Raw genomic sequence first — 20,683 nt, 5'->3', positions numbered from 1 at the left:
ATCGACTTTCTCGCCGATCGTTGATCTACAGGAGTCCCGTTGTCTCGTACAGCCTCTCTTGCCTCGCAGGTCACAGCGCTAACGCAACGGTGTTGGAGTCGACGGGTGTCGTCGATCATCAGGACCCCACGATCTCGCAAGGCATCGGCTGAGCGCCAGTCGCTCGACATCCAGGTTGCAATGCTCTCGTCGAAAACGAGGCTCCGACGGTCTCGCACGGACGTGCAGAGCCGAAAGACGCCCGTCAGCAGTGGGAGTCCTCTGGGACTTCTCTGGGACTTCTCTGGGACTTCCATCCCCATCAATCGGCACGAGCGTGAAAAGACTGAAAGATCATTCGTACAGGTCAGCGGCCATCACACGCCCATCACGGCAGGTCACCGCGCTCCCTGGTCTCTCCCGGGACATCTGAAAGCTCTGAGAAAAGGTACCGCGAAACCCCTCCTGACCTGCACAAACGCGGGGCGGGAGGGGGCCTTCGGGTATCCCTGGGACTTTTCTGGGACTTCTGGCCGGGCGCGGAGTCTTTGAGTGACAGGCACGTCACGTGATCCGCCATCGGAAAGACGCCGGCCTGAACGGATCCCAGAAAATCCTGGTCGGAGCGAGTTTCTCGGCTCGTCTTTCTTCATGCGGACACCCGGAGCGTCGAACGCCTCTGACGCCGGTAACCGTCACGCTGCCGCCCGGACTACAGGTCAGTCCGGCTCGGCGTCCTTACTGATCATTTCAGAACGAGTTTGGCTCGCGGGCTTGTTGGTGCTCCAGCCGTAGATCGTGATCTCGATGGTGAGTGACGCCTCTCCGCCTACCCGAGTTCACCGAGACGGAGGGCGTCCCTCATCTCGCTGAGCTTCGCGGTTGTCGCCGGGGTCCATTCCTTCGCCTGTTCGCCGAGACGGAGGGCGTCCTCGATCTCGCTGAGCTTCGCGGAGGACAGGACGCCCGCCCGCTCGATCAGGTCGTCCTGGGACACGGTGGTCAGCCACGTGCAGGGGGTAAAGCCCGGGCGCGGGAGCGCGAACCGCAGCACGCCTTCAAAGGGCAGTCCTTCCATGGCACCTACTTGCACTTCGACGCCCAGACCGCTGAGGTCGACGCCCGCAGGAGGGACGACCTGCATCGCCCGGATCCTGGACGCGTCGTCTGCCGCCAGCAGTACGACCAGCCGCCGCTCGTCGAACTCCACCCACCAGACTTCGCCACGTTGCACATGTCCTCCTGACTCAGGACGGCAGGCGGAACTGCGCGACCCTGACGCATTGTGGAGACGGGTGCGGCCACCGTTGATCATCGTGAGTTGTGTGGACTGACGAAGAGACGGTGGCCGGGGGTCACAGCATAGAACCCGCCCGTTGGCGGGACGCGTTCGAGGGCCTGATGGGCCGGATAGCGGGGCGCTTCGCCCGGGTCGAACCCCGGCGCAGGGCGGCGCGGTTGGTGCTCGGTCCATTGGCCGACCTGCCGCGCAAGAACTGCTGGACCATCGCCGAGTGGGCCGGCGAGACCACTCCGGACGGCATGCAGCACCTGTTGGGCAGGGCCAAGTGGGATGCCGATCAGGTCCGCGACGACGTGTGCGGCTACGTGGTGGAGCACCTGCACGACGACCGGGCGGAGCTGGTCGTCGACGGGACCGGCGATGTGAAGAAGGGCACCGGCACGGTCGGCGTCCAGCGCCGACACACCGGTACTGCCGGCCGGATCGAGAACTCCCCAGTCGCCGTCTACCTGGTCTACGCAGGCAAGCGCGGCCACGCCGCAGGGGACCGGGAACTCTACGTTCCGCGCTCCTGAACCTCCGACCCCGACCGCTGCCGCGCCGCGGGCCTTGCCGAGGACACCACCTTCGCCACCAAGGCGGAGCTGGCCACGCGTATGGTCGCCCGGTTCCCGAACGCCGGCCACCAGGTCGCATGGGTTGCCGGCGACGAGGTCTACGGCGGCAACCCGAAGCTGCGAACCGCACCGGAGGAACGCGGCACCGGCTACGTCCTCGCGGTGGCCTGCTCGCACGACGTCACCACCGGTGCGGGGAAGTCCCGTGCGGACATCTTGGCCAAGAAGGTGCCCAAGCGGGCCTGGCCGTGTGGGCGTTCACCGGGGACGGCAGCGCCGCGCCCGGTGGGTCGCAGCTGCCCGGGGTCGTCCTCACCGCGGGCGCCATGGCCCTCTCGGTCGGACTCGGCGGGCAGGACCTCGACCTGGACCGCAGTGCCGCGATCCGCTGGGCGCCCCGCAGAGCGGCGCACGTGCTGCTCGGCGGCGCGATCGTCGGCGCCGTGCTCCTGACCGTGCAGGCGGTGGGCCAGGACCTGGCCACCACCGCATTCGTCGCCCGGGACCGCGCGGGACTGGCGGGGCTGGCCGCCCTCGGTGCGGTGGTCGCGGGCGGGCGGCACGCCTGGGCGTTCCCCTTCACCTGGCTCGCGTTCGCGTTCCTCGCTCCGCCCTCGGCGACCAGTGTGCCCGTGAAGGTGGCGACCCGGACGCTGCTGCCGACCGGCACGCCTGCGGCGACCTGGACGGCACTGTGCCTCGCGGTGGTCGGCACGACGCTCTACACCCTCGCGGGACCGGAAGCCCTCGCCCGACCGGCCACCCGGCCGGTTTCCCCTACGCCCGGGAACTGGTCGAAGTCGGGGGGGGCGAAGCGGCCGGCCGGTGGACACCGCCTGCAACACCTTCGGGCAGGGCGGTGTTTCCGTTGACGAGAGCACATCGCACCGGGCTCCTCCCCACCTCAGGGCGGGGCCGACCATCGAGAAGGAACCTCATGGATCTGCAGCTTTCCGGCCGGATCGCCGTCGTGACCGGCGCCTCCAAGGGCATCGGCCTCGCCATCGTCCGCACGCTCCTCGAAGAGGGCGCCCAGGTCGTGGCCACGTCCCGCAAGAGCACCCCGGAGCTGGATGCCCTGGCCGGCCCGAACCTCGTGCACGTCCCGGCCGACTTCATGGACGAGGACGCGCCGGCGCAGGTCGTCGCCCGTGCCGTGGAGCAGTTCGGCGGGCTCGACATCCTGGTGAACAACGCCGGCGGCCCGCCGCCCGGTGTGACCCTGCCGCGCGGCTCGTTCCTGCACGCCTCCGACGAGGAGTGGCGTGCCGTGTTCGAGTTCAACCTGTTCTCGGCCGTGCGCGCCGTCCGTGCCGCCATCCCGCACCTGCTGGAGCGCGGCGGCGGCGCGATCGTGAACATCTCCTCCGGCAACGCCCGGCAGCCCTCGCCGATCAACGTCGACTACGGCGCCGCGAAGGCCGCCCTGAGCAACCTCACCAAGGTGCTCTCGGGCGAGTTCGCGCCTCAGGGCATCCGTGTGAACACGGTGTCCCCCGGTGTGGTGCGCACGCCGTGGTGGACGGACGAGGGCGGCGTCGCCGACATGATCGCCTCGCAGGCCGGCACCGACAAGGACAACGTCATCGACAGCGTCGTCCCGGAGATGCTGAACCTGGCCACGGGCCGCTTCGTCGAGCCGCAGGAGGTGGCCGACGCCGTCGTGCTGCTGGCGTCGCCGCGCTCCGGCAGCACCACGGGCGCCGAGTTCGTCGTGGACGGCGGGCTCCTCAAGGAGCTCTGAGCACCACCGTGCGGGAGGGCCGGCGAGTCCCGGCCCCTCCGTCCGTGCCCGGCCCCTCCGTCCGTGCCCGGCCGTCGCAGGGCGGCCGGGCGCATCACGTGGAACGGCCCGCCGGCGGCGTGCGGCGGCCTGGTCCGGCCGGGCCGTCGGCGCCGCCGGCAGCGTTCTCCACGGCCGTCGCCGCCTTCGGTGACCCGCCGCTGACCAGCGGGGGCCCACCGGAGTTCCGTCTCCTCCCGGACCCGGGTCCCGGACGGCACCGCCGGTCCGGCCGCGGCAGATCGAACAGCCGCCGGATCTCCTTTCTGGAGATCGAGAAAATCCGGTCGGAAGACTTGGTCGACCATCACCCCCCCCTTTTGATTTTGACGCCGATGCCAGGCTTTCCTGCCCTCTCTCGGGAAAAGGGAATGCCGGTTCGAGGTGTGACGACATGACGGGGATCGAGCCCGTCCCCCGGATGCGGCACACCTGTATCAGGCGGTCCTGGTCGGCAGCTCGGCGCCGGGCGCTCCGGCCGTCCGCCGATGACCGCTCCCGCGTGCCTGCAACACCCTGGGCCCAAACGGTGTTCGTCTCAGTGATGGACGACAAGGCAGAGCAGCTGACCGATCTCCTGGCGGCGCACCTCGAAGCCGGCTTCACCGAGCTGGTGCGGGTGCACGCCGGGGCGGTGCACGCGTTCCTGTACCGGGTCTCCGGCTCCTTCGCCGAGGCGGACGACCTGGGGCAGGACACGTTTCTGCGCGCCTACACGGCCCTGCAGGGGTACACCCCCGCACGGCGCCGTGAGCTGCGTCCCCGTGCGTGGCTGATGACCATCGCGGCGAACGTGTGGCGCAATCACGTCCGTACGCGGAAACGGCGTCCGGTCACGACCGGGCTGCCCGTGGAGGAGACCATGGACGTCTGGCCGGAGCACAGCCCCGGTCCGGAGGAGCGCGCGGTGACGACGGAGGACCGGTCGCGCCTGGTCACGGCACTGTCGGCCTTACCCGAGCACCATCGCATACCGGTCGTGCTCCACCATGTCATCGGGATGAGTTACGCAGAGGTGGCCGAGGTGCAGGGCTGTGCGGTCGGCACCGCCAAGGCGCAGGTCTCCCGCGGGCTGGCCGGCCTGCGGCGCGCCCTCGCGTCGGAGCCGACGGCGCTGAAGGAGGTGACGAGGTGAACGAAGGCAACGGCGACGCGGTCACCCGGCGTCTGCCGGATCTCGCATCCGCCGCACCGGAGGACTTCGCGCTGCGCGTACTGCGCCGTGTGGGCATCTCCGAGGACCGCTACGACAGCTACGTGCGCCTCGACACGGCCGCGGGCGGCCTGTTCGTGGCCGCGAGCCCACAGGCCGTGACCGGTGCCCGCCTGGACTCGGCAGGCCTGACCCGGACCGCCTTCGAGGAACTGCACCGCGCGCGCACCGGCCGCTCGGCGATCCCGGGCAGCAAGCCGTTGCCCGGGATCGTCCCGGCGCTGCGCACGGGCCGGGCCCACCGGCTGGCGATCGACCTGTCCGGTCTGCCGGAGGAGCAGCGCGCGGTCCTGGAGGCCGTACGGAAGATCCCCGCGGGGCAGCTGCGGCCACTCGGCTGGATCGCCCGCGAGGCCGGCACCGGGACGCCGCTCTCGGCGTCCGACGTCCTGCGCGCGCTGGCGGCCAACCCCGTCGCCGTGCTCGTACCGTGCCACCGGGTCACGCACGACAACGGATCGCCCTGCGACGCCGCGTACCTGCCGAAGGCCGGCGCGGCCCTGCGCCGGGCCGAGCACATCGACATGCGCCGGGTGACGGAGCTGTCCCGGGCCGGCGCGGTGTTCCTCGGCAGCGACACCACCTTCATCTACTGCCACCCGACCTGCGCCCACGCCCGCCGCATCACTCCCGGGCACCGGGTGCACTTCCGCACCGCGCGGGACGCCCGCGAGGCGGGCTACCGGGCCTGCAAGAGCTGCCGGCCCCTCACCGTCTGACCCGGCGCGCCACCGAGCACCGCAGACGTGCCACCGAACACCACGGAGAGGTTCCCATGTCCACCCCGCCCACCGCAGCACTCGCCTCGCACCACACCCCGCTGGGTCCCCTGACCCTCGCGGCCACCGACGACGCGCTGGTGCTGTGCGCCTTCGACGACCGCGAGCAAGCGGTGGCACGGATCGCCCGGGGCGGCCTCACCGTCGTGGACGCCGACGTCGCCGGCCCCGCCCAGCTGCGGATCATCGAGGAGGCGGGCCGCCAGCTGGACGCGTACCTCGGAGGCCGCAGCCGCTCGTTCACCGTGCCGGTGGACCTTCGCCTGGCCACACCGTTCAGCCGCACGACCGTGGCACGGCTGGACGGACTCCTTCCGTACGGGGTGACGGGCACCTACGCCGAGCTGGCCGCCGCGCTCGGACGGCCGCGGGCCGCGCGGGCCGTGGGCACCGCACTCGGTGCGAACCCCCTGTGCGTGGTGCTGCCCTGCCACCGGGTCGTCGGCTCGGGCGGCCGCCTGACCGGATACGCGGGCGGTGTCGCGGCCAAGCGGTTCCTGCTCGACCTGGAGTCCGGCCGCCCGGCGGCCCCGGTCTCCCTGTGAAGCGGCGGGCGCCGGAGCACGTCCCCCGCCTCCGGCGCCCGTCTCCGTCCACGACCACGGAACCGACACCGACCGGTTGCCCCACCCCTCACCTGCCGGGACTGGAGCACGGCCGCCTCCCCACCGCGCCCGGCGCCGGCCGGGGCGACTGCCGCGCGTACCGGCTCCGGAATTCGGCGAATCACCTTTCCCATTCGGGCGGGACTCTTTGTCGCGGGCTCCGGAAAACCGCCGCGCACTCCCCGTAGGAGGTCCTCGGAAAGGCGTCGACGCGCACAGTGCCCGTTCACCGTCCACACGGCTCCGGATCAGGCGGAAGCACAGACCGGATCGGGTGGAAGCACAGACCGGATTGGGCGGAGGAACAGACCGGATTGGGCGGAGGAACAGATCTGCGCCCGGGGCGGTCGAATGCGCGCACCCGTCTGATTGACTCCGCGCCCACACCCGTACTCGCGCCCCTCCCGGGGTGCCGGATCGACGTGAGCGGAGCCGCCCCCATGTCCTTCGGACCGCAGCCCTGGCACGGGCCGCCGCGCCATGACGAGCCCGCAGCGGGCGCGCGACCTCACGCGGAGCACGAGCGACAGGACGCCGAGGAGGCGGCGCGACTGGCCGTCGGGCTGCGGCTCGGCGTCCGGATCGCCGTCACCTGGCTGCTCTACGTGCTGCCCGCCGCCCTCGTACCGGCCGTGTACGGCACGCGGATCGCCGGACCGGTGAGCCTCGGCGTGATCCTGGCCGCGGTGCCCTTCGCCGTCGGTGTGCACGCGCTGGTGGCGTACGGGCGGCAAGTCGACCGGCTCGAACCGCGGCCGGGCGCCCGGAGGTGGTCGTGAGCACGCTGCTCGACCCCTCGTCCCGGTCCCTCGTCTTCGCCGTGTTCTCGGTCTTCGTCGTGATCTGCCTGATGCTGTGCATCGTCACCGGCGCCGACGAGGACGACCGGGCTCTCGTACGGTCCGACAACCGCCGGCTGCGCTCCTGGCAGCAGGGCATCGCGATGGGCGGCGACACCACCACGGTCGCGACGGTCACCGTACTGGTGGGCATGGTCGCCACGTTCGGCTTCGACGGCCTCGGCGTCATGCTGGGCAGCCTGATCGGGGTCATGCTGCTGCTCGTGCTGATCATCGAGCCGCTGCGCAGGCACGCCTCGCTGACGGCCGCGGACCTGCTGGACGCGCGCGGCAGCGGCGGGCCCGCCGTACGCGTCTCGTGGGGCGTGGTGACCCTGCTCGTCTGCTTCCCGCTGCTGGTCGTGCAGTTGGTGGTGGTCGGCAACGTCGCCGCGGCGCTGATCGGGCAGGCCGGTGCGCGGACCGGCTGCATCGTGGTGATCGGCTGCGTGATGACGGCGCTGGCCGTCAGCGGCGGGATCCGGGGCACGGGCGTGGTGATGATCGCGAAGTCGGCGATCGCCCTGCCCGTGCTGGTGGTCACCGCCGTGCTCGTGCTCGACCGCTTCGGCGGGGACCCCGGGCGGCTGCTCGACGCCGCCGCGCACGGCTCGCGGATGGGCGAGGCGTACCTGCGTCCGGGCGGCTACACCGGTGAGGGGTGGGTGGGGGCCGTGAACCGGATCGGGCAGACCTTCGGCATGTCGATGGCCACGCTGGCGATGCCCGCCGTGCTGATGCGGGCGATCTCGACGAAGAGCCCGCGCGGCGCCCGGACCGTCGGCCGCTGGATGCTCGGCGAACTCACCGTGCTGTACGGCGCGCTCACCGTCGTCGGGGTCGGCGCGGCGGCCCTCGTCGGCGAGGCGCTGCGTGAGGCCGGCCCGTCCGCACAGGCGTTCACGCCGCTGGTGCTCGGGCGGGCGCTCGACAGCGGCGGCATCCTGGTCGCGGCCCTGGCCTGCGTCCTCTTCCTCACCGCGCTCGCGGCCGTGGTGGATGTGACCCTCGCCGCCGGCATCGCCCTGGGACGGGACGTGCTGGGCGCGTCCGCCTTGCCCGCCGGGAGCCACCCGGCGGGCAAGGCGGACGGTGCCGCGTCGCGGTGGTCGGCGGCGCTGACGGGGGTGGTCGCCGCGGCCGTGGCGGTCGTCGTCGCCGACTGGAACCTGGTGGTCGTCTCGACGCTCTGGCTCGCCGTCTGCGGCGCCGCCCTCGCGCCCGTCCTGCTGTACGCCCTGTACTGGCCCGGGTTCACCGCCCGCGGTGCGCTGTGGTGCCTGTGGGGGGCCACGGTGCTGAGCGTCGCGGCGCTCGCGCTGTCGCCGTACACGTCCGGTACACCCGGGTCGATCTTCCCGGGGCACGACTTCAGGATCTGGGACGTGACGATCCCGGGCCTGGTGACGGTGCCGGCCGGGTTCCTGCTGGGCTGGCTGGGCAGCGTCACGGACCGGCGCCGGACGGCAGGCGGCGTACCGGGGCGGGAGCGCCGCAGGGAACTGGACGCCGTCTGAACGGTCCACGTGCCGCCTGCCGATGACTTCGGTCCGCGTGCCGCCTGCCGATGACTTCGGTCCGCGTGCCGCCTGCCGATGACTTCGGTCGGCGGCGGCCGCCCCCACGGTCGAAACGGGGGCGGCGGCCGCGGGGGGCGTTCGCCGGGCGGGCCGTTACGGAGTCTGCTTCATGCCGTCGACGACCGCCCGTTCGATGACGGCGCTGGTGAAGGTGACCGTGCCGGGGGTGATCAGGGCGTCCTCTCCGGTGCGCTTCTCGACCTGGACCGTGCGCTCGCCCAGGAAGACGTAGGTCTTCGGGTCGAAGATCCACTCCTCTCGCTGCCCGCTGGTCTCGTCCAGCCGGGCCACCGCCACGCCGTGCCGGCCCATCGCGTCCACGGCGTCCTGGACGACGACGACGCCGGGGATCTTCGCGGCGGTGCGGAACAGGGCGGAGTACAGCTCCGCGGGCGGGTAGCTCTCGCCGAGGAGGTCGCCGATGGTGGTGAAGGCCTCCTGGTCGGGGGAGTTCCCGTGGCCCTCGGTCTCCTTGTAGATCTTGGCGAGGAGGGCGTCGGGGTCGGTGGTCAACCGGGACAGGTAGTCGTACGACGGGCTGTTGAGGTGCGCCTTCGGGGTGTTGCCCTGTTCGTCGGGGAGGCTGAGAGTCTCGCCCTCGGGGCTGTCGTTGACGGCCGGGTCGATCAGCCAGCCCTCGGTGCCGTCCGGGGACTTCCAGATCTGGCGGCGGTGCAGTTCGTGGCTGGCCAGGGAGGTCTTGCCGTCGACGGTCTTCAGGAAGGTGTCGGCGGTCCTGGACTCGATGTAGACGAACTGGCCGGGCTGGACGTCCGGGTGGGAGGCCTCGGCGGCCGCCAGCGAGATCCGGTCGAGCAGTTGCGGTACGCCCTTGGCGCTCGCGGCGCCGATCGGCGTGGTCAGGGCCGGTCCGGTCGCGACACCGTGGTCCGCGGGGCCACCGGAGGTCACCATGGCGGCGGCGACCGCCGCGGCCACCAGGGCCGCCGTCGCGGGCAGGGTGATCGCCGGGCGCGGCAGCCGCTGCCACCATGCCCGGCCCGCGGCCGGAGCGGGGGACCGGGTCGGGGCCGCCGTGCGCTGTTCGTCGTGGATCTGGGCCATCAGACGCTCCTTGTGGAACTGGTGACGGCCCGACGGCAGGTCACGCGCCGTCCGGGAGAAGAGGCTGCTGTCCTCTTCCCGCTCGGCCGGACGCTGCCGGGGCGTGTTCGCGTTCATCGGTTTCCTCCCTGCGCGGGCCGGACCACGGGTGCGTGGTCATCTCTTGTCTGTCGGCCGGGGCGGTCGCCTTCCCGTTTTCCGGGGGCGAGTTCCGGCGCGGCACCCACCACAGGTCCCGCCGGGGCGTCCGCGGTGAGGGAACGCAGCTTCTTGCGGGCCCTGGACAGGCGGGAGGCGACGGTGCCGGCCGGAATGCCGAGGGCCTCCGCGGCGGCCCGGTAGTCCAGGCCCTCCCCCAGACACAGCGCCACGACCTCGCGTTCCGCACGGCGCAGGCCCGCCAGCGCGGTCAGCGCCCGCGCGAGGCGCCGCCGGTCGTCGACCCGGTCGGCCACCTCCTCGGCGTGGTCGGGCACCGACAGCTCGGCCGCCGCGGCCGCGTTCGCCGCCGCCCGGTACCGGCGGTTGCTGCGGTACTGGTTGCGGGCGGTGTTGGTGGCGATCCCCAGCAGCCACGGCCGTAGCGAGCCGCCCTCGGGATCGACCCGGTCGCGCAGCCGCCACGCCTCCATGAAGGTCGCGGCCATGACGTCCTCGGCCGTCGACCAGTCGGCGGTCAGCCGGAAGGCGTGGTTGTAGACCGCCTTCGCCCAGCTGTCGAACAGCTCCGCGAAGGCGGTGGGATCCCCGGCCCGTACCCGGGTACGCATATCAGTGCTCACCTCCATGAGCTGTCCGGCACCCTCCGCCCCCTTCCCGTGACCTGCGTCACAACCGCCGTGTTCCCGGGCGGCGTTCATGGAGCACGACGGCCAGCGGCGTCGCCGTGAACATGGAGGAGTACGTTCCCACGGCGAGGCCGACGAGCAGGGCCAGGGCGAAGTCGGTGAGGGAGTCGCCGCCGAAGACCGCCAGCGCGGTGAGGACGATCGCGGCGCCCGTCCCGGTGTTGACCGTGCGGGGCAGGGTCTGCTGGAGCGCCCGGTCGGCGATGCGGCGGAAGGAGACCGTGCCCCCCTCGTCCGTGCCCCCCTCGTTCGCGCGCCCCTCGCCCGCGCGTCGGGTCAGTTCCCTGAGGCGGTCGAAGACGACGACGGAGTCGTTGACGGAGTAGCCGATGACGGTGAGGAGCGCGGCCAGGAAGACGCCGTCGACGGGTTTGCCGAGCCAGGCGAAGACGCCGACGAGGATCACGACGTCGTGGGCGAGGGCGGCGACGGCGGCCGTGCCGAGCAGCAGCCGGAACCGGGCCGCCAGGTAGACGAGTTGGGCGCCGAGGGCGACGGCGAGCGCGACGAGCGCGCCGCGGCGCAGTTCCTCGCCGAGGCTGGGGCCGATGGCCTCGTCGCGGAGTTCGTCGGCGCGGCTCGTCAGTTCGCCGACGGCCGCGCCGACGGCGTCCGCCTGCGCGTCGCTCAGCCGGCCCGTGCGGACGGTGAGCCGGTTCTCGCCGGAGGTCTGCACGACGGCCTGCGGGAAGCCGGCGTCGGCGAGGGCGGCGCGGGCCCGGTCCGGGTCGACCGGGGTGGCGGTGGCGTACTCGATCTGGCGGCCGCCGGTGAACTCGATGCCGAGGTCGAGGCCGCGCAGGGCGATCCCGGTCCCGGCGAGGACCAGTGCGGCGGCGGAGACGGCCAGCCAGCGGCGGGGACGGCGCATCAGGTGCGGGTCCTTGCGGGCGAGCCGGTCGCGCACGGCGCCGGTGTGCGCGATGCCCGTCAGGTGGGGCCGGCGGCGCGGCCCCGGGCGGGCCACGGTGAGGTCGGCGAGCGCGCGGGTGATGACCAGCGCGCTGACCATCGAGGCGAGGACGCCGATGCCGAGGGTGACGCCGAAGCCGCGGACGGGCCCCGAGGCGAGGAGGAACAGCAGTCCGGCGGCGATGAGGGTGGTGATGTTGGAGTCGGCGATCGCGCTGAGGGCGTTGCGGAAGCCGGCGGCCAGGGCCGAGCGCGGGGTGGGCCGGTGGCGCTCCGCGTACTCCTCCCGGGCGCGTTCGAAGACGAGCACGTTGGCGTCCACCGCCATGCCGATGGCCAGGACGAACCCGGCCAGTCCGGGCAGGGTGAGGGTGGCGCCGAGGGCGGCCAGGGCGGCGTAGGAGACCAGGCCGTAGCAGAGCAGGGCCGCGGCGGCCAGGACGCCCAGCAGCCGGTAGACGACGATGACGAACAGGACGGTCAGCGCGCCGCCGACGGCGGCGGCCCGAGCACTGGCGCTGATGGCCTGCGCGCCGAGGGTGGGGCCGACGGTGCGCTGTTCGACGGTCTCGACCGGTACGGGCAGGGCTCCGCCGTTGACGAGCAGGGCGAGTTCCCGGGCGTCGCCGTCGTCGAAGGCGCCGTTGATCATCGTGGAGCCGCCGCTGATGCCGACGCCGCAGCCCACCGAGGGGTCGACCTGCGGGGAGGAGATGATCCTGTCGTCGAGGACGATCGCCACCCGGCGGGCCGGGTCCCCCGCAGGCCGGCAGGCGGCCTCGCCGGTCAGGCGGGCCCAGCGGTCGCGGCCCGCGTCCTCGAAGTCGACGGTGACGTACCAGCCCGCGCCGCCCTGCTGGTCGAACCGGGCGGCGGCCTCCTCGACGTGGCTGCCGGTCAGCGCGGCCGCGCCGAGGCGCAGCGGCCGGCCGGACTCGTCGGGCAGGACGCGCGGACGGGTGGGGTCGGGGCGCGGGCCGGGGGCGGGGGCGGCTTCGCGCCCGACTCCAGGAGCGGTGTCGCGTCCGGTCTCGGGCGGGCCCTCGGACCCGGCCCCCGCCGCCGCACCGAGTACCCGGTGGAAGGTGAGCTGAGCGGTGCGGCCCAGTACCTGCGCCGCCTCCGCCGGGTCCTGGACGCCGGGGAGTTCGACGACGATGCGGTCGTCGCCGGAGCGGACGATGGTGGGTTCGGCGACCCCGAGCGCGTCGACGCGGCCGCGCAACACCTCCACAGTGCGGTCGACGGCGTCGGTATCGGTATCGGCGTCGGTGTCGGTATCGGCGTCGGCGTCGGCGTCGGTGGGTCGGGTCTCCAGCACGATCCGGGTGCCGCCGCGCAGGTCGAGCCCGAGGTGGACGGGCACGGTCACGGCGACGTACAGGGACAGGGCGACGACGGCGAGGGCGAGCAGCCCTCGGATGCGCTGGGCGCGGGACAAGCGGGCCTCCGGCAGGCATGCCGCGGCCCGGACGGGACCGCGGTGAAGGAAGAGGAAAAGGGGTGTCAGGTGCCTGGAGGAGGGGGCGGGGCGCGCAGGGGGTGCCCGTCCGCCGGTCGCGGGCGGACGGGTGGGGGTACGGCCGTCGGCGGGGCCGGGGTTCCCGGCGGAGCGGTGCCGGCCGGGTCCCGGGGCGCGAGGCCGGCCGGGGGCGGCGGGGCGGGGAGGTCGCCGTGGACGCGGGCCGCTGCCGTGCGGACGGCGGGCGGCGCGTCGTCGGCGACGGGGGCGCCGCCCGCCTCGACGCCCCCGGAGAGGCTCTGGGGGGCACGGGGGTGGGGGCCGTCGAGGGCGGCCGGGACCAGGAGGGCGGCGAGGACGACGAGGGCGGCGAGGAGGGCGGTGAGCAGGGCGGCCGCCGTCGCCGTCGGGCGGGACCCGCCGCGGGGGACGGGACGCGCGGAGCGTGTCATGTGCCGTCCCCCTCTCCTCGTCTCCTCGTTCCCGTGCGGCCGGTGCGGGCTGCTTCCGTGCGGGCGGCCGCACTCCTCATCGACGACGTGATCGACGTGATCGACGTGCGGGCGGCCCGCTTCGTGCCCGTGCGGGCCGGTTCAGGGTTCGATGAGGCCCGCGCGGATGGCGTACCGGGTGAGTTCCAGCCGGTCGCGCATGCCGAGTTTGTGGAGCAGGTTCGCCCGGTGGCGGTGGACGGTCTTGATGCTGATGAACAGCGTCTCCGCGATCTCCTTGGAGGTGTTGCCCTCCGCCACGAGCTTGAGGACCTCCTCCTCGCGCGCGGTCAGCACCCGTTGCGGGGGTTCCTCGCCGTGGCGGACGCGGTCGAGGTAGTTGCGCACGAGGGCGGTGACCGCGCCGGGGTAGAGGAAGGGTTCGTCGCGCACGGCGGCCCGGCAGGCGGCGACCAGGTCGCGGTCGGCCACGGACTTGAGCACGTATCCGCCGGCCCCGGCCTTCAACGCCTGGAAGAAGTACTGCTCGTTGTCGTGCATGGTCAGCATCAGGATGCGCAGGCCCGGCTTCAGCGCGGCGAGTTCACGGGCCGCCTGGAGGCCGGTCATCCGGGGCATGGCGATGTCCAGCACGGCCAGGTCGATGTCGTGGGCCCGCGCCAGGGCGATGGCCTCGGCGCCGTCCCCGGCCTCGGCGACGACCTCGAGGTCGGGTTCCCGGTCGAGGATGAGGCGTACTCCCCGACGCACCAGGGCGTGGTCGTCGGCGAGGAGGATACGGATCGGGGACGGGTCGGTCGGGGTCGTCATGGCACCTTCTTCGGGACGGGCACGGTCAGCCGGACCTGTGTGCCGGCCGGCTGGGAGACGATGTCCAGGGTCGCTCCCACGAGCAGCGCCCGCTCCCGCATCCCCCGGATGCCGGCGCCCTCGTGCGCGATGCCGGTCCCGCGGCCGTCGTCGGCGACGGCCAGCAGCAGCGAGCCGTCCGTGTGGGACAGGCTCACCTCGACCCGGCCGGCCCCGGCGTGACGGGCCGCGTTGGTCAGGCTCTCCTGGGCGACCCGGTACAGCACCAGTTCCGTCTGCGGGTCGAGGGCCGGCAGGTCCGCGTCGAACCGGCGCAGGACACGCAGTCCGGCGTGCGCGGCGAACTCGGTGGTGAGCGAGGTCAGGGCGCTGACCAGACCGAGGTCGTCCAGCACCCCCGGGCGCAGCCGGCGCACCAGGCGGCGTACCTCGTCCAGGCTTCCCCGGGTGATCTCCTGGGCCTGCTGGAGCTCGCCCCGCAGGGGCTCCTCCGCCTCGTCCGCCGCCCGCTTCAGCGACAGCAGGATCGCGGTCATCGTCTGCCCCACCTCGTCGTGCAGCTCCTGGGCGATACGGCGCCGTTCGGCCTCCTGCGCGAGCAGCACACGGCCGCTGCTCGCCGCCCTCTCGCTCTCCAGCCGGTCGAGCATGGCGTTGAAGGTGCGGATGAGGTCGGCGACCTCGCGCATGCCGTGCGCGGGCAGCCGCTGGCCGGGGCGCAGCAGGTCGACCGTGGTCATCAGGCGGGTAAGCCGGTCGAGGGGGGCCAGCGCGAGCCGCAGCAGGACGGCGTTGGCGACCAGCATGACCAGCATGCCGCCGACCAGGATCACGGCCTCGGTCAGCAGGACGGGCACGGAGACGGTGACCGGAGCCCACAGCAGCAACGCGGTGGCCACGCCCAGCACCACCGCGTTCAGCCCGAAGATCCGCCAGAACAGGGACATCGGGATCGCGCCTTTCACAGGGATCGCAGGGACACGCTTCGTACGGCCGGTCTCGTCGTCGGGGCCGTGGGCCCGCACGGGAGACGCGGGACGCGGGCCGACCGGCCCCCGAACAGCGTGCGCGCTGTCCGCCGCCGCGTCGATGGGCTCTGATGCCCATTTTCCGACGTGCGCGCCGGCCGGGGCGGCGGCCCGCGAGGGGGCAGCGCGTGCGGCCGCGGATGGGTACTGCGCCCGATAGGCAGGGCGCGGCGCGTCGGCGACGGTGGGGAGGGAGCGGCGACCACCACCGGACCGCTCCCCCGCCGAGCCGTCCGAGGAAGAGGTCCCGCCATGTCGTCGCTCGACACGCCCCCCACCGAAGGCCGTCCCCGGCGTCTGACGGCGCACGAGGCCCGTCAGCGCCTCGAGCACGAGCGCGCCTCACGGCTGACCCAGCTGCGGGCCCTCGACGAGGCCGGGCGGGAGGCGGCGGACCAGGTGACGGTCGCGCAGAAGGACGCCGTCCGGCGCGTGCTCGCCGAGATCGAGGCGGCCTTCGCACGCGTGCACGACGGCAGTTACGGCACCTGCGCGGGCTGCTCCCGGCCGGTGCCCGCCGAACGCCTGGAGATCCTGCCGTACACGCGGTTCTGCGTCGCCTGCCGGCGCCACGGCGCCTGATCCGGCGCACCTCCGTTTCCTTTCCTGCCCTGACCGAGGGGTGACATCGTGAACCACCGGACCGTCGGTGACGTGAACCACCGGACCGTCGGCGAGCGGGCCCCGGCCCTCTCCGCGGAGGACCTCGCCGCGCTCCGCGAGAACCTGCACGAGCAGCTGCGGTTCCGCCGGGAACAGATCGAGCAGCTCACGTCCGCCGCCCCGGCCCCCGCCCCCGGCGACGGGCCGGGCGAGCGGCGGGCCGCCGCCCGGATCGAGGTCGGGATCCAGCTCGCCGCCTCCGCCCGCATGGTCCTCGCCGACGTGGAGGCGGCCCTGCGCCGCATGGACGAGGGCCGCTACGGCTTCTGCTGCCTGTGCCGACGGCCCGTCGCCCGCGAGTTGCTGGCGATCGTGCCGCAGGCCCGCCACTGTGCCCGTTGCCGCCAGGTCAGGGAGGCGGGCCGGTGATCGCCGCGGCCCGTCGCGGCTCCGGCCGGCACCGGCGGTGGCCGCCGCGCAGGCCGGTGACGTCAGCTCGCCGTCAGCGTGACGTCCGCCGCGTCCACCGCGTGGAAGTACGGCAGCGGCAGGAGGCCCACCGGGCGTAGTTCCATCAGGGTGGCCTCGACGCGGGCCGCGCCGGGCGCGATCGGGTCCGGCGCGGGGCTGCCCGTGTTCACCCAGCGGTGCACGGCGCCGTCGCAGACGGCACGGGCGCCGCCGATGCCGTACCGGGTGGTCGAGTCCTTGCGGCCGACGGAGGAGCTGACGAAGACGGGCCCGGAGCTGCTGACGCAGCGGTAGGTGCCGGTGAGGGTGACGGTGCCGTCGGCGGCGACGCGGCCGACCGGGTCGACGGTCACGCTCTCGGAGGGGTCGGCGGTCGCGGTCGCCGCGGGCGCGGCCAGCAGGAGCAGGGCGGCGCCGGCGGCCGCGGTCAGGGCGGGGCGCAGGACGGGGCGGAACGGCATGAAGACCTCCTGGTAGGGGCTTCCACTGGTACCGGGAGGCCGGGTCCGCGAGCGTGACCGTCACCCCTTCGGTGGCGAGTCCGCACCGTGCGTCGGCGAACGGTCCGCGAGGTGTCCTGGTGCTGTCACATTCCCCGGCGGGCTCTGGCGGCGGTGTCCCGCGCGGGCGCATGGTCGGTGCGACGGGGCCCACCGCCCGGTGGCCCCACCGACGTGGAGGTGCGCCATGTGTACCCACCGGACAACGAGCCCCACGGCCGACCACGCGCACGTCGTCGCGGCCCGCCCCGAGCAGGGCTGGACCCTGCTGTGCGACGGCACGATCGTCTTCGACGACTCCGGCGAGCTGCTGCCCGACGGCCGCGTCGTGGCCCCGCACCGCGTGCCGGCGGAACGGTTCGCCGTCGCCGCCGCCTGATCAGTCCCCGAGGACGGCGAACCCGTCCAGCTCGACGAGGGCCTCCTCGTCCCACAGCCGTACGATCCCGACGACCGCCATGGCGGGATAGTCCCGGCCCGCCAGGTCCCGCCACCGGCGGCCGAGTTCGGGTGCGCAGGCCCGGTACGCGGCGACGTCGGTGACGTACACGGTGACGCGTGCGAGGTCCGCCGGGGTGCCGCCGGCCGCCGCGAGGGCGGTCAGGAGGTTGGCCAGGGCGCGGGCGAACTGGTCGGGCAGCGAGTCGCCGACCACCTTTCCGCCGGCGTCCAGGGCGGTCTGGCCGGCCAGGAACACCACCCGGGAGCCGGTCGCGACGACCGCGTGCGAGAAGCCGGCCGGCGGTGACAGCTCCGGCGGGTTGACGCGTTCGGCGGTCACCGGACGCCCTCCGGTCCGGCCTGCGACGGGCCGCCCTCGCCGGCCTCCGCACGCCCCGACTCCGTGCGCACCGCCTTCGTGCGCCCCGACTCCGCACGCCCTGACTCCGCACGCCCTGACTCCGTGCGCTCCGACTCCGCGTACAACTCCTTCGCGATGACGGCGCGTTGCACCTCGCTCGCCCCCTCGTAGATCCGTGGTGCCCGCACCTCGCGGTACAGGTGTTCCAGCAGGTGGCCCCGGCACAGGGCGCGGGCGCCGTGGAGCTGGACGGCCGTGTCGACGACGTACTGCGCGGTCTCGGTGGCGAGGAGTTTCGCCATGGCGGCGCGGCGCGGCACGTCCGGTGCTCCGGTGTCGTGGGCGGTGGCTGCGGCGTACACCATCAGGCGGGCCGCCTCCGTGCGCAGGGACATCTCGGCGACCTGGTGGGCGACCGTCTGGAGGTCCCTCAGCTTGCCGCCGAAGGCGTCCCGGCGCGCGGTGTGGGTCAGGGTGGCGTCGAGGGCGGCCTGGGCCATGCCGACGGCGAAGGCGCCGACGCTGGGCCGGAAGAGGTTGAGGGTGGACATGGCCACGCGGAAGCCGCGGTCCGGTTCGCCGAGCAGGTCGGCCCCGGTGACCGGGACGGCGTCGAGGGCGAGGGCGCCGACGGGGTGCGGGGAGAGCATGTCGAGGGCGGTGCCGGTGAGGCCGGGGCGGTCGGCGGGGAGCAGGAACGCGGTGACGCCGCGGGCGCCCGCTCCGGGTGTGGTGCGGGCGAAGACGGTGTAGAAGTCGGCTTCGGGGGCGTTGGAGATCCAGCGTTTCTCGCCGGTCAGGCGCCAGCCGTCGGCGCCGTCGGGCTCCGCGGTGAGGGAGAGCGCGGCCGCGTCCGAGCCCGCCCCCGGCTCGCTGAGCGCGAAGGCGGCCACGGCGCTGCCGTCGGTGACGCGGGGCAGCCAGCGCTGTCGCTGGTCGCGGCTGCCGTGCGCGTGGACGGGGTGTGCGCCCAGGCCCTGGAGGGCGAGGGCGGTCTCCGCCTCGGTGCAGGCCTGGGCGAGGGATTCGCGCATCAGGCAGAGGTCGAGGGCGCCGGAGGTGAACAGGCGGTTGAGCAGGCCCAGTCGGCCGAGTTCGGCGAGGAGGGGGCGGTTGACCCGGCCGGGTTCGCCCTTCTCCGCGAGCGGGCGCAGCCGGTCGGCGGCCAGGGTGCGCAGTTCGGCGCACCAGGCGGTCCGTGCCGGTTCGAGCGAGAACGCGGGCATCGCCGCTCCTCTCCACCGATGGCCTTGCCTCTGCCACCCTCACGGTATCGCGAACCGTTGACTGTCGTCACCAACGCGATACGCTCGGTGCGCGAGCCCACCATCACGCCCGCCACGGCGCCCCCGGGCGCCCACCAAGGCAAGGGGGCGACCCGCCATGCACGCCTCGGCCCACGTCGACACCTTCGCGCGCGACCACCTCCCGCCGCCCGGCCAGTGGCCCGGGCTGTGCTTCGACCTGCCGGAGCTGCGCTACCCCGGACGGCTGAACGCCGCCGCCGAGCTCCTCGCCGGCGGCGCCCCCGAACGGCCGGTGTTCCGCACCCCGGCGGGACCGCCCTGGACGTACGGGGAGCTGCGCGCCCGTGTCGACCGGCTGGCGCACGTCCTCACCGGCGAGCTGGGCGTCGTACCGGGCAACCGGGTGCTGCTGCGCGGGCCGACCACGCCGTGGCTGGCGGCCTGCTGGCTGGCGGTGCTGAAGGCGGGCGCGATCGCGGTCACCGTGCTGGCGCAGCAGCGCCCGCAGGAGCTGCGCACGATGTGCGCGATCGCCCGGGTGGAGCACGCCCTGTGCGACGTCCGGTCCGTCGACGACCTCGCCGGGGCGGAGGTACCGGGGCTGCGGATCGCGGTGTACGGCGGTGACGCCCCCGACGACCTGCTGAACCGGCGGGCGGCCGCCGGCCCGTTCCCGGCCGTGGACACCGCCGCCGACGACGTGGCGCTGATCGCCTTCACCTCGGGCACCACCGGCCGGCCCAAGGGGTGCCTGCACTTCCACCGGGACGTGCTGGCGATCGCCGACACCTTCTCCCGGCACGTGCTGGCGCCGCGCGCCGACGACGTGTTCGCGGGCAGTCCCCCGCTCGGTTTCACCTTCGGCCTCGGCGGCCTGCTGGTCTTCCCGATGCGGGCCGGCGCGAGCGCCCTGCTGCTCGAACAGGCGGGTCCGCGGCAGCTGTTGGCGGCGGTCGCCGAGCACCGGGTGTCCGTGCTGTTCACCGCGCCCACGGCCTACCGGGCGATGCTCGGCGACCTCGACGGGCACGACGTCTCGTCGCTGCGCCGCTGTGTCTCCGCGGGCGAGAACCTGTCCGCGGCCACCTGGCGGGCCTGGCACGAGCGGACCGGGCTGCGCCTGATCAACGGGATCGGGGCCACCGAGCTGCTGCACATCTTCATCTCCGCGGCCGACGGGCGGATCCGGCCGGGCACCACGGGCGTCCCCGTGCCGGGCTGGCAGGCGCGGGTGCAGGACGAGAACGGCGACCCCGTCCCCGACGGCCTGCCCGGACTGCTCGCCGTGCGCGGCCCGGTGGGCTGCCGCTACCTCGCCGACCCGCGGCAGCGGGAGTACGTGCGCGACGGGTGGAACGTCACCGGCGACACCTACGTCCGCGAGGAGGACGGCTACTTCCGGTACGTGGCCCGCGCCGACGACATGATCGTCTCCGCCGGGTACAACATCGCGGGCCCCGAGGTGGAGGACGCGCTGCTGCGGCATCCCGACGTCGTCGAGACGGCGGTCGTCGGGCGGCCCGACGAGGCGCGCGGCCGGGTGGTGGTGGCGTTCGCCGTCCTGCGGGCCGGGGCGCGCCCGGACGCGGAGGCGCTGCGGGCCTTCCTCAAGGCGGAGCTGGCGCCGTACAAGTGTCCGCGCGAGATCGTGTTCCTGGACGCGCTGCCGCGCACCGCGACCGGCAAACTCCAGCGCTTCCGGCTGCGCGCCAGCGGTGACACCGATGGTGACCAGCAGTGATGCCGACGACAACACCGTTGCGTTAGCGCTGTGACCTGCGAGGCAAGAGAGGCTGTACGAGACAACGGGACTCCTGTAGATCAACGATCGGCGAGAAAGTCGAT

General features: G+C 73.6%; 21 protein-coding genes and 1 pseudogene. 12 read left to right on the top strand and 10 right to left on the bottom strand.

Going from position 1 to position 20,683, the window contains the following annotated elements; genetic code table 11:
- Nucleotides 1-808: 808 nt before the first annotated feature.
- A complete protein-coding gene (locus ACH4N1_RS34545) occupies nucleotides 809-1,213 on the bottom strand; it encodes a type II toxin-antitoxin system PemK/MazF family toxin (RefSeq protein WP_398104419.1) in 405 nt (134 codons plus the stop codon).
- Between the two features lie 167 nt (nucleotides 1,214-1,380).
- On the opposite strand from ACH4N1_RS34545, the pseudogene ACH4N1_RS34540 reads away from it, so the two are divergent.
- From ACH4N1_RS34540 to ACH4N1_RS34505, 8 genes and pseudogenes are all read left to right on the top strand, one after another.
- Nucleotides 1,381-2,085: pseudogene (locus ACH4N1_RS34540) on the top strand (IS701 family transposase); the annotation flags it as partial.
- A gap of 2 nt (nucleotides 2,086-2,087) precedes the next feature.
- On the top strand, nucleotides 2,088-2,711 hold the full coding sequence (locus tag ACH4N1_RS34535) for a hypothetical protein (RefSeq protein WP_398104421.1): 624 nt from the start codon (nucleotides 2,088-2,090) through the stop codon (nucleotides 2,709-2,711).
- A 65-nt stretch (nucleotides 2,712-2,776) separates the two neighbouring features.
- Complete coding sequence (locus tag ACH4N1_RS34530) at nucleotides 2,777-3,583, top strand: SDR family NAD(P)-dependent oxidoreductase (RefSeq protein ID WP_398104418.1); 807 nt, start codon at nucleotides 2,777-2,779, stop codon at nucleotides 3,581-3,583.
- 583 nt (nucleotides 3,584-4,166) lie between these two features.
- Nucleotides 4,167-4,757, top strand: coding sequence for an RNA polymerase sigma factor (locus tag ACH4N1_RS34525; RefSeq protein ID WP_398104417.1), 591 nt, complete (start codon nucleotides 4,167-4,169; stop codon nucleotides 4,755-4,757).
- Nucleotides 4,754-5,554: an MGMT family protein gene (locus ACH4N1_RS34520; protein WP_398104415.1), complete on the top strand. Its 801-nt coding sequence runs from the start codon at nucleotides 4,754-4,756 to the stop codon at nucleotides 5,552-5,554. Before ACH4N1_RS34525 ends, ACH4N1_RS34520 begins: the two co-directional genes overlap by 4 nt.
- Before the next feature lie 56 nt (nucleotides 5,555-5,610).
- Nucleotides 5,611-6,159: a methylated-DNA--[protein]-cysteine S-methyltransferase gene (locus tag ACH4N1_RS34515; protein WP_398104413.1), complete on the top strand. Its 549-nt coding sequence runs from the start codon at nucleotides 5,611-5,613 to the stop codon at nucleotides 6,157-6,159.
- Nucleotides 6,160-6,659: 500 nt separating this feature from the next.
- Nucleotides 6,660-6,998: a hypothetical protein gene (locus ACH4N1_RS34510; protein WP_398104411.1), complete on the top strand. Its 339-nt coding sequence runs from the start codon at nucleotides 6,660-6,662 to the stop codon at nucleotides 6,996-6,998.
- A complete protein-coding gene (locus ACH4N1_RS34505) occupies nucleotides 6,995-8,575 on the top strand; it encodes a transporter (RefSeq protein ID WP_398104409.1) in 1,581 nt (526 codons plus the stop codon). The genes ACH4N1_RS34510 and ACH4N1_RS34505 overlap by 4 nt, the downstream gene beginning before the upstream one ends.
- A gap of 156 nt (nucleotides 8,576-8,731) precedes the next feature.
- On the opposite strand, the gene ACH4N1_RS34500 is transcribed toward ACH4N1_RS34505, so the two are convergent.
- From ACH4N1_RS34500 to ACH4N1_RS34475, 6 genes are all read right to left on the bottom strand, one after another.
- Nucleotides 8,732-9,820 (bottom strand): CU044_5270 family protein, encoded by a 1,089-nt coding sequence (locus tag ACH4N1_RS34500; protein ID WP_398104407.1) that lies wholly within the window; start codon nucleotides 9,818-9,820, stop codon nucleotides 8,732-8,734.
- Entirely contained in the window at nucleotides 9,817-10,473 is a 657-nt protein-coding gene (locus tag ACH4N1_RS34495; protein ID WP_382794028.1) for an RNA polymerase sigma factor, read from the bottom strand. The genes ACH4N1_RS34500 and ACH4N1_RS34495 overlap by 4 nt, the downstream gene beginning before the upstream one ends.
- A 58-nt stretch (nucleotides 10,474-10,531) precedes the next feature.
- On the bottom strand, nucleotides 10,532-12,904 hold the full coding sequence (gene secD, locus ACH4N1_RS34490) for a protein translocase subunit SecD (protein WP_398104404.1): 2,373 nt from the start codon (nucleotides 12,902-12,904) through the stop codon (nucleotides 10,532-10,534).
- Nucleotides 12,905-12,969: 65 nt separating this feature from the next.
- Entirely contained in the window at nucleotides 12,970-13,377 is a 408-nt protein-coding gene (locus ACH4N1_RS34485) for a hypothetical protein (RefSeq protein WP_398104402.1), read from the bottom strand.
- A gap of 141 nt (nucleotides 13,378-13,518) precedes the next feature.
- Nucleotides 13,519-14,187 (bottom strand): response regulator, encoded by a 669-nt coding sequence (locus ACH4N1_RS34480; RefSeq protein ID WP_382794504.1) that lies wholly within the window; start codon nucleotides 14,185-14,187, stop codon nucleotides 13,519-13,521.
- Nucleotides 14,184-15,134: a HAMP domain-containing sensor histidine kinase gene (locus ACH4N1_RS34475; RefSeq protein ID WP_398104400.1), complete on the bottom strand. Its 951-nt coding sequence runs from the start codon at nucleotides 15,132-15,134 to the stop codon at nucleotides 14,184-14,186. Before ACH4N1_RS34475 ends, ACH4N1_RS34480 begins: the two co-directional genes overlap by 4 nt.
- Before the next feature lie 333 nt (nucleotides 15,135-15,467).
- On the opposite strand from ACH4N1_RS34475, the gene ACH4N1_RS34470 reads away from it, so the two are divergent.
- On the top strand, nucleotides 15,468-15,797 hold the full coding sequence (locus tag ACH4N1_RS34470; protein ID WP_398104398.1) for a TraR/DksA family transcriptional regulator: 330 nt from the start codon (nucleotides 15,468-15,470) through the stop codon (nucleotides 15,795-15,797).
- A gap of 48 nt (nucleotides 15,798-15,845) precedes the next feature.
- Nucleotides 15,846-16,247 (top strand): TraR/DksA family transcriptional regulator, encoded by a 402-nt coding sequence (locus tag ACH4N1_RS34465; RefSeq protein WP_398104396.1) that lies wholly within the window; start codon nucleotides 15,846-15,848, stop codon nucleotides 16,245-16,247.
- 62 nt (nucleotides 16,248-16,309) lie between these two features.
- Here the strand turns inward: ACH4N1_RS34465 and ACH4N1_RS34460 are convergent, their stop codons facing one another.
- Nucleotides 16,310-16,750, bottom strand: a complete 441-nt coding sequence (locus tag ACH4N1_RS34460) for a DUF6299 family protein (protein ID WP_398104394.1) — start codon at nucleotides 16,748-16,750, stop codon at nucleotides 16,310-16,312.
- Nucleotides 16,751-16,976: 226 nt separating this feature from the next.
- Between ACH4N1_RS34460 and ACH4N1_RS34455 the strand changes: the two genes are divergently transcribed.
- A complete protein-coding gene (locus ACH4N1_RS34455) occupies nucleotides 16,977-17,168 on the top strand; it encodes a DUF5999 family protein (RefSeq protein WP_398104392.1) in 192 nt (63 codons plus the stop codon).
- On the opposite strand, the gene ACH4N1_RS34450 is transcribed toward ACH4N1_RS34455, so the two are convergent.
- Together ACH4N1_RS34450 and ACH4N1_RS34445 are read right to left on the bottom strand one after the other, a co-directional pair.
- Nucleotides 17,169-17,570, bottom strand: a complete 402-nt coding sequence (locus tag ACH4N1_RS34450) for a RidA family protein (protein WP_398104390.1) — start codon at nucleotides 17,568-17,570, stop codon at nucleotides 17,169-17,171.
- Nucleotides 17,567-18,817, bottom strand: a complete 1,251-nt coding sequence (locus tag ACH4N1_RS34445) for an acyl-CoA dehydrogenase family protein (protein ID WP_398104388.1) — start codon at nucleotides 18,815-18,817, stop codon at nucleotides 17,567-17,569. Before ACH4N1_RS34445 ends, ACH4N1_RS34450 begins: the two co-directional genes overlap by 4 nt.
- Before the next feature lie 157 nt (nucleotides 18,818-18,974).
- Between ACH4N1_RS34445 and ACH4N1_RS34440 the strand changes: the two genes are divergently transcribed.
- Nucleotides 18,975-20,579, top strand: a complete 1,605-nt coding sequence (locus tag ACH4N1_RS34440; RefSeq protein ID WP_398104386.1) for an AMP-binding protein — start codon at nucleotides 18,975-18,977, stop codon at nucleotides 20,577-20,579.
- The last annotated feature ends 104 nt before the right edge of the window (nucleotides 20,580-20,683 follow it).

The organism is Streptomyces sp. NPDC017202, from assembly GCF_044331705.1.
GTDB lineage: Bacteria > Actinomycetota > Actinomycetes > Streptomycetales > Streptomycetaceae > Streptomyces.
Note: the sequence above shows the minus strand (reverse complement) of the source record. Positions and strands in the feature narration are given on the sequence as shown.

Coding starts and splice junctions, on each gene's coding strand:
- ACH4N1_RS34525 (WP_398104417.1), top strand. CDS start 4,167: ATGGACGACAAGGCAGAGCAGCTGACCGATCTCCTGGCGGCGCACCTC.
- ACH4N1_RS34475 (WP_398104400.1), bottom strand. CDS start 15,134: ATGTCCCTGTTCTGGCGGATCTTCGGGCTGAACGCGGTGGTGCTGGGC.
- ACH4N1_RS34455 (WP_398104392.1), top strand. CDS start 16,977: ATGTGTACCCACCGGACAACGAGCCCCACGGCCGACCACGCGCACGTC.
- ACH4N1_RS34530 (WP_398104418.1), top strand. CDS start 2,777: ATGGATCTGCAGCTTTCCGGCCGGATCGCCGTCGTGACCGGCGCCTCC.
- ACH4N1_RS34510 (WP_398104411.1), top strand. CDS start 6,660: ATGTCCTTCGGACCGCAGCCCTGGCACGGGCCGCCGCGCCATGACGAG.
- ACH4N1_RS34495 (WP_382794028.1), bottom strand. CDS start 10,473: ATGCGTACCCGGGTACGGGCCGGGGATCCCACCGCCTTCGCGGAGCTG.
- ACH4N1_RS34515 (WP_398104413.1), top strand. CDS start 5,611: ATGTCCACCCCGCCCACCGCAGCACTCGCCTCGCACCACACCCCGCTG.
- ACH4N1_RS34460 (WP_398104394.1), bottom strand. CDS start 16,750: ATGCCGTTCCGCCCCGTCCTGCGCCCCGCCCTGACCGCGGCCGCCGGC.
- ACH4N1_RS34485 (WP_398104402.1), bottom strand. CDS start 13,377: ATGACACGCTCCGCGCGTCCCGTCCCCCGCGGCGGGTCCCGCCCGACG.
- ACH4N1_RS34480 (WP_382794504.1), bottom strand. CDS start 14,187: ATGACGACCCCGACCGACCCGTCCCCGATCCGTATCCTCCTCGCCGAC.
- ACH4N1_RS34500 (WP_398104407.1), bottom strand. CDS start 9,820: ATGAACGCGAACACGCCCCGGCAGCGTCCGGCCGAGCGGGAAGAGGAC.
- ACH4N1_RS34470 (WP_398104398.1), top strand. CDS start 15,468: ATGTCGTCGCTCGACACGCCCCCCACCGAAGGCCGTCCCCGGCGTCTG.
- ACH4N1_RS34445 (WP_398104388.1), bottom strand. CDS start 18,817: ATGCCCGCGTTCTCGCTCGAACCGGCACGGACCGCCTGGTGCGCCGAA.
- ACH4N1_RS34440 (WP_398104386.1), top strand. CDS start 18,975: ATGCACGCCTCGGCCCACGTCGACACCTTCGCGCGCGACCACCTCCCG.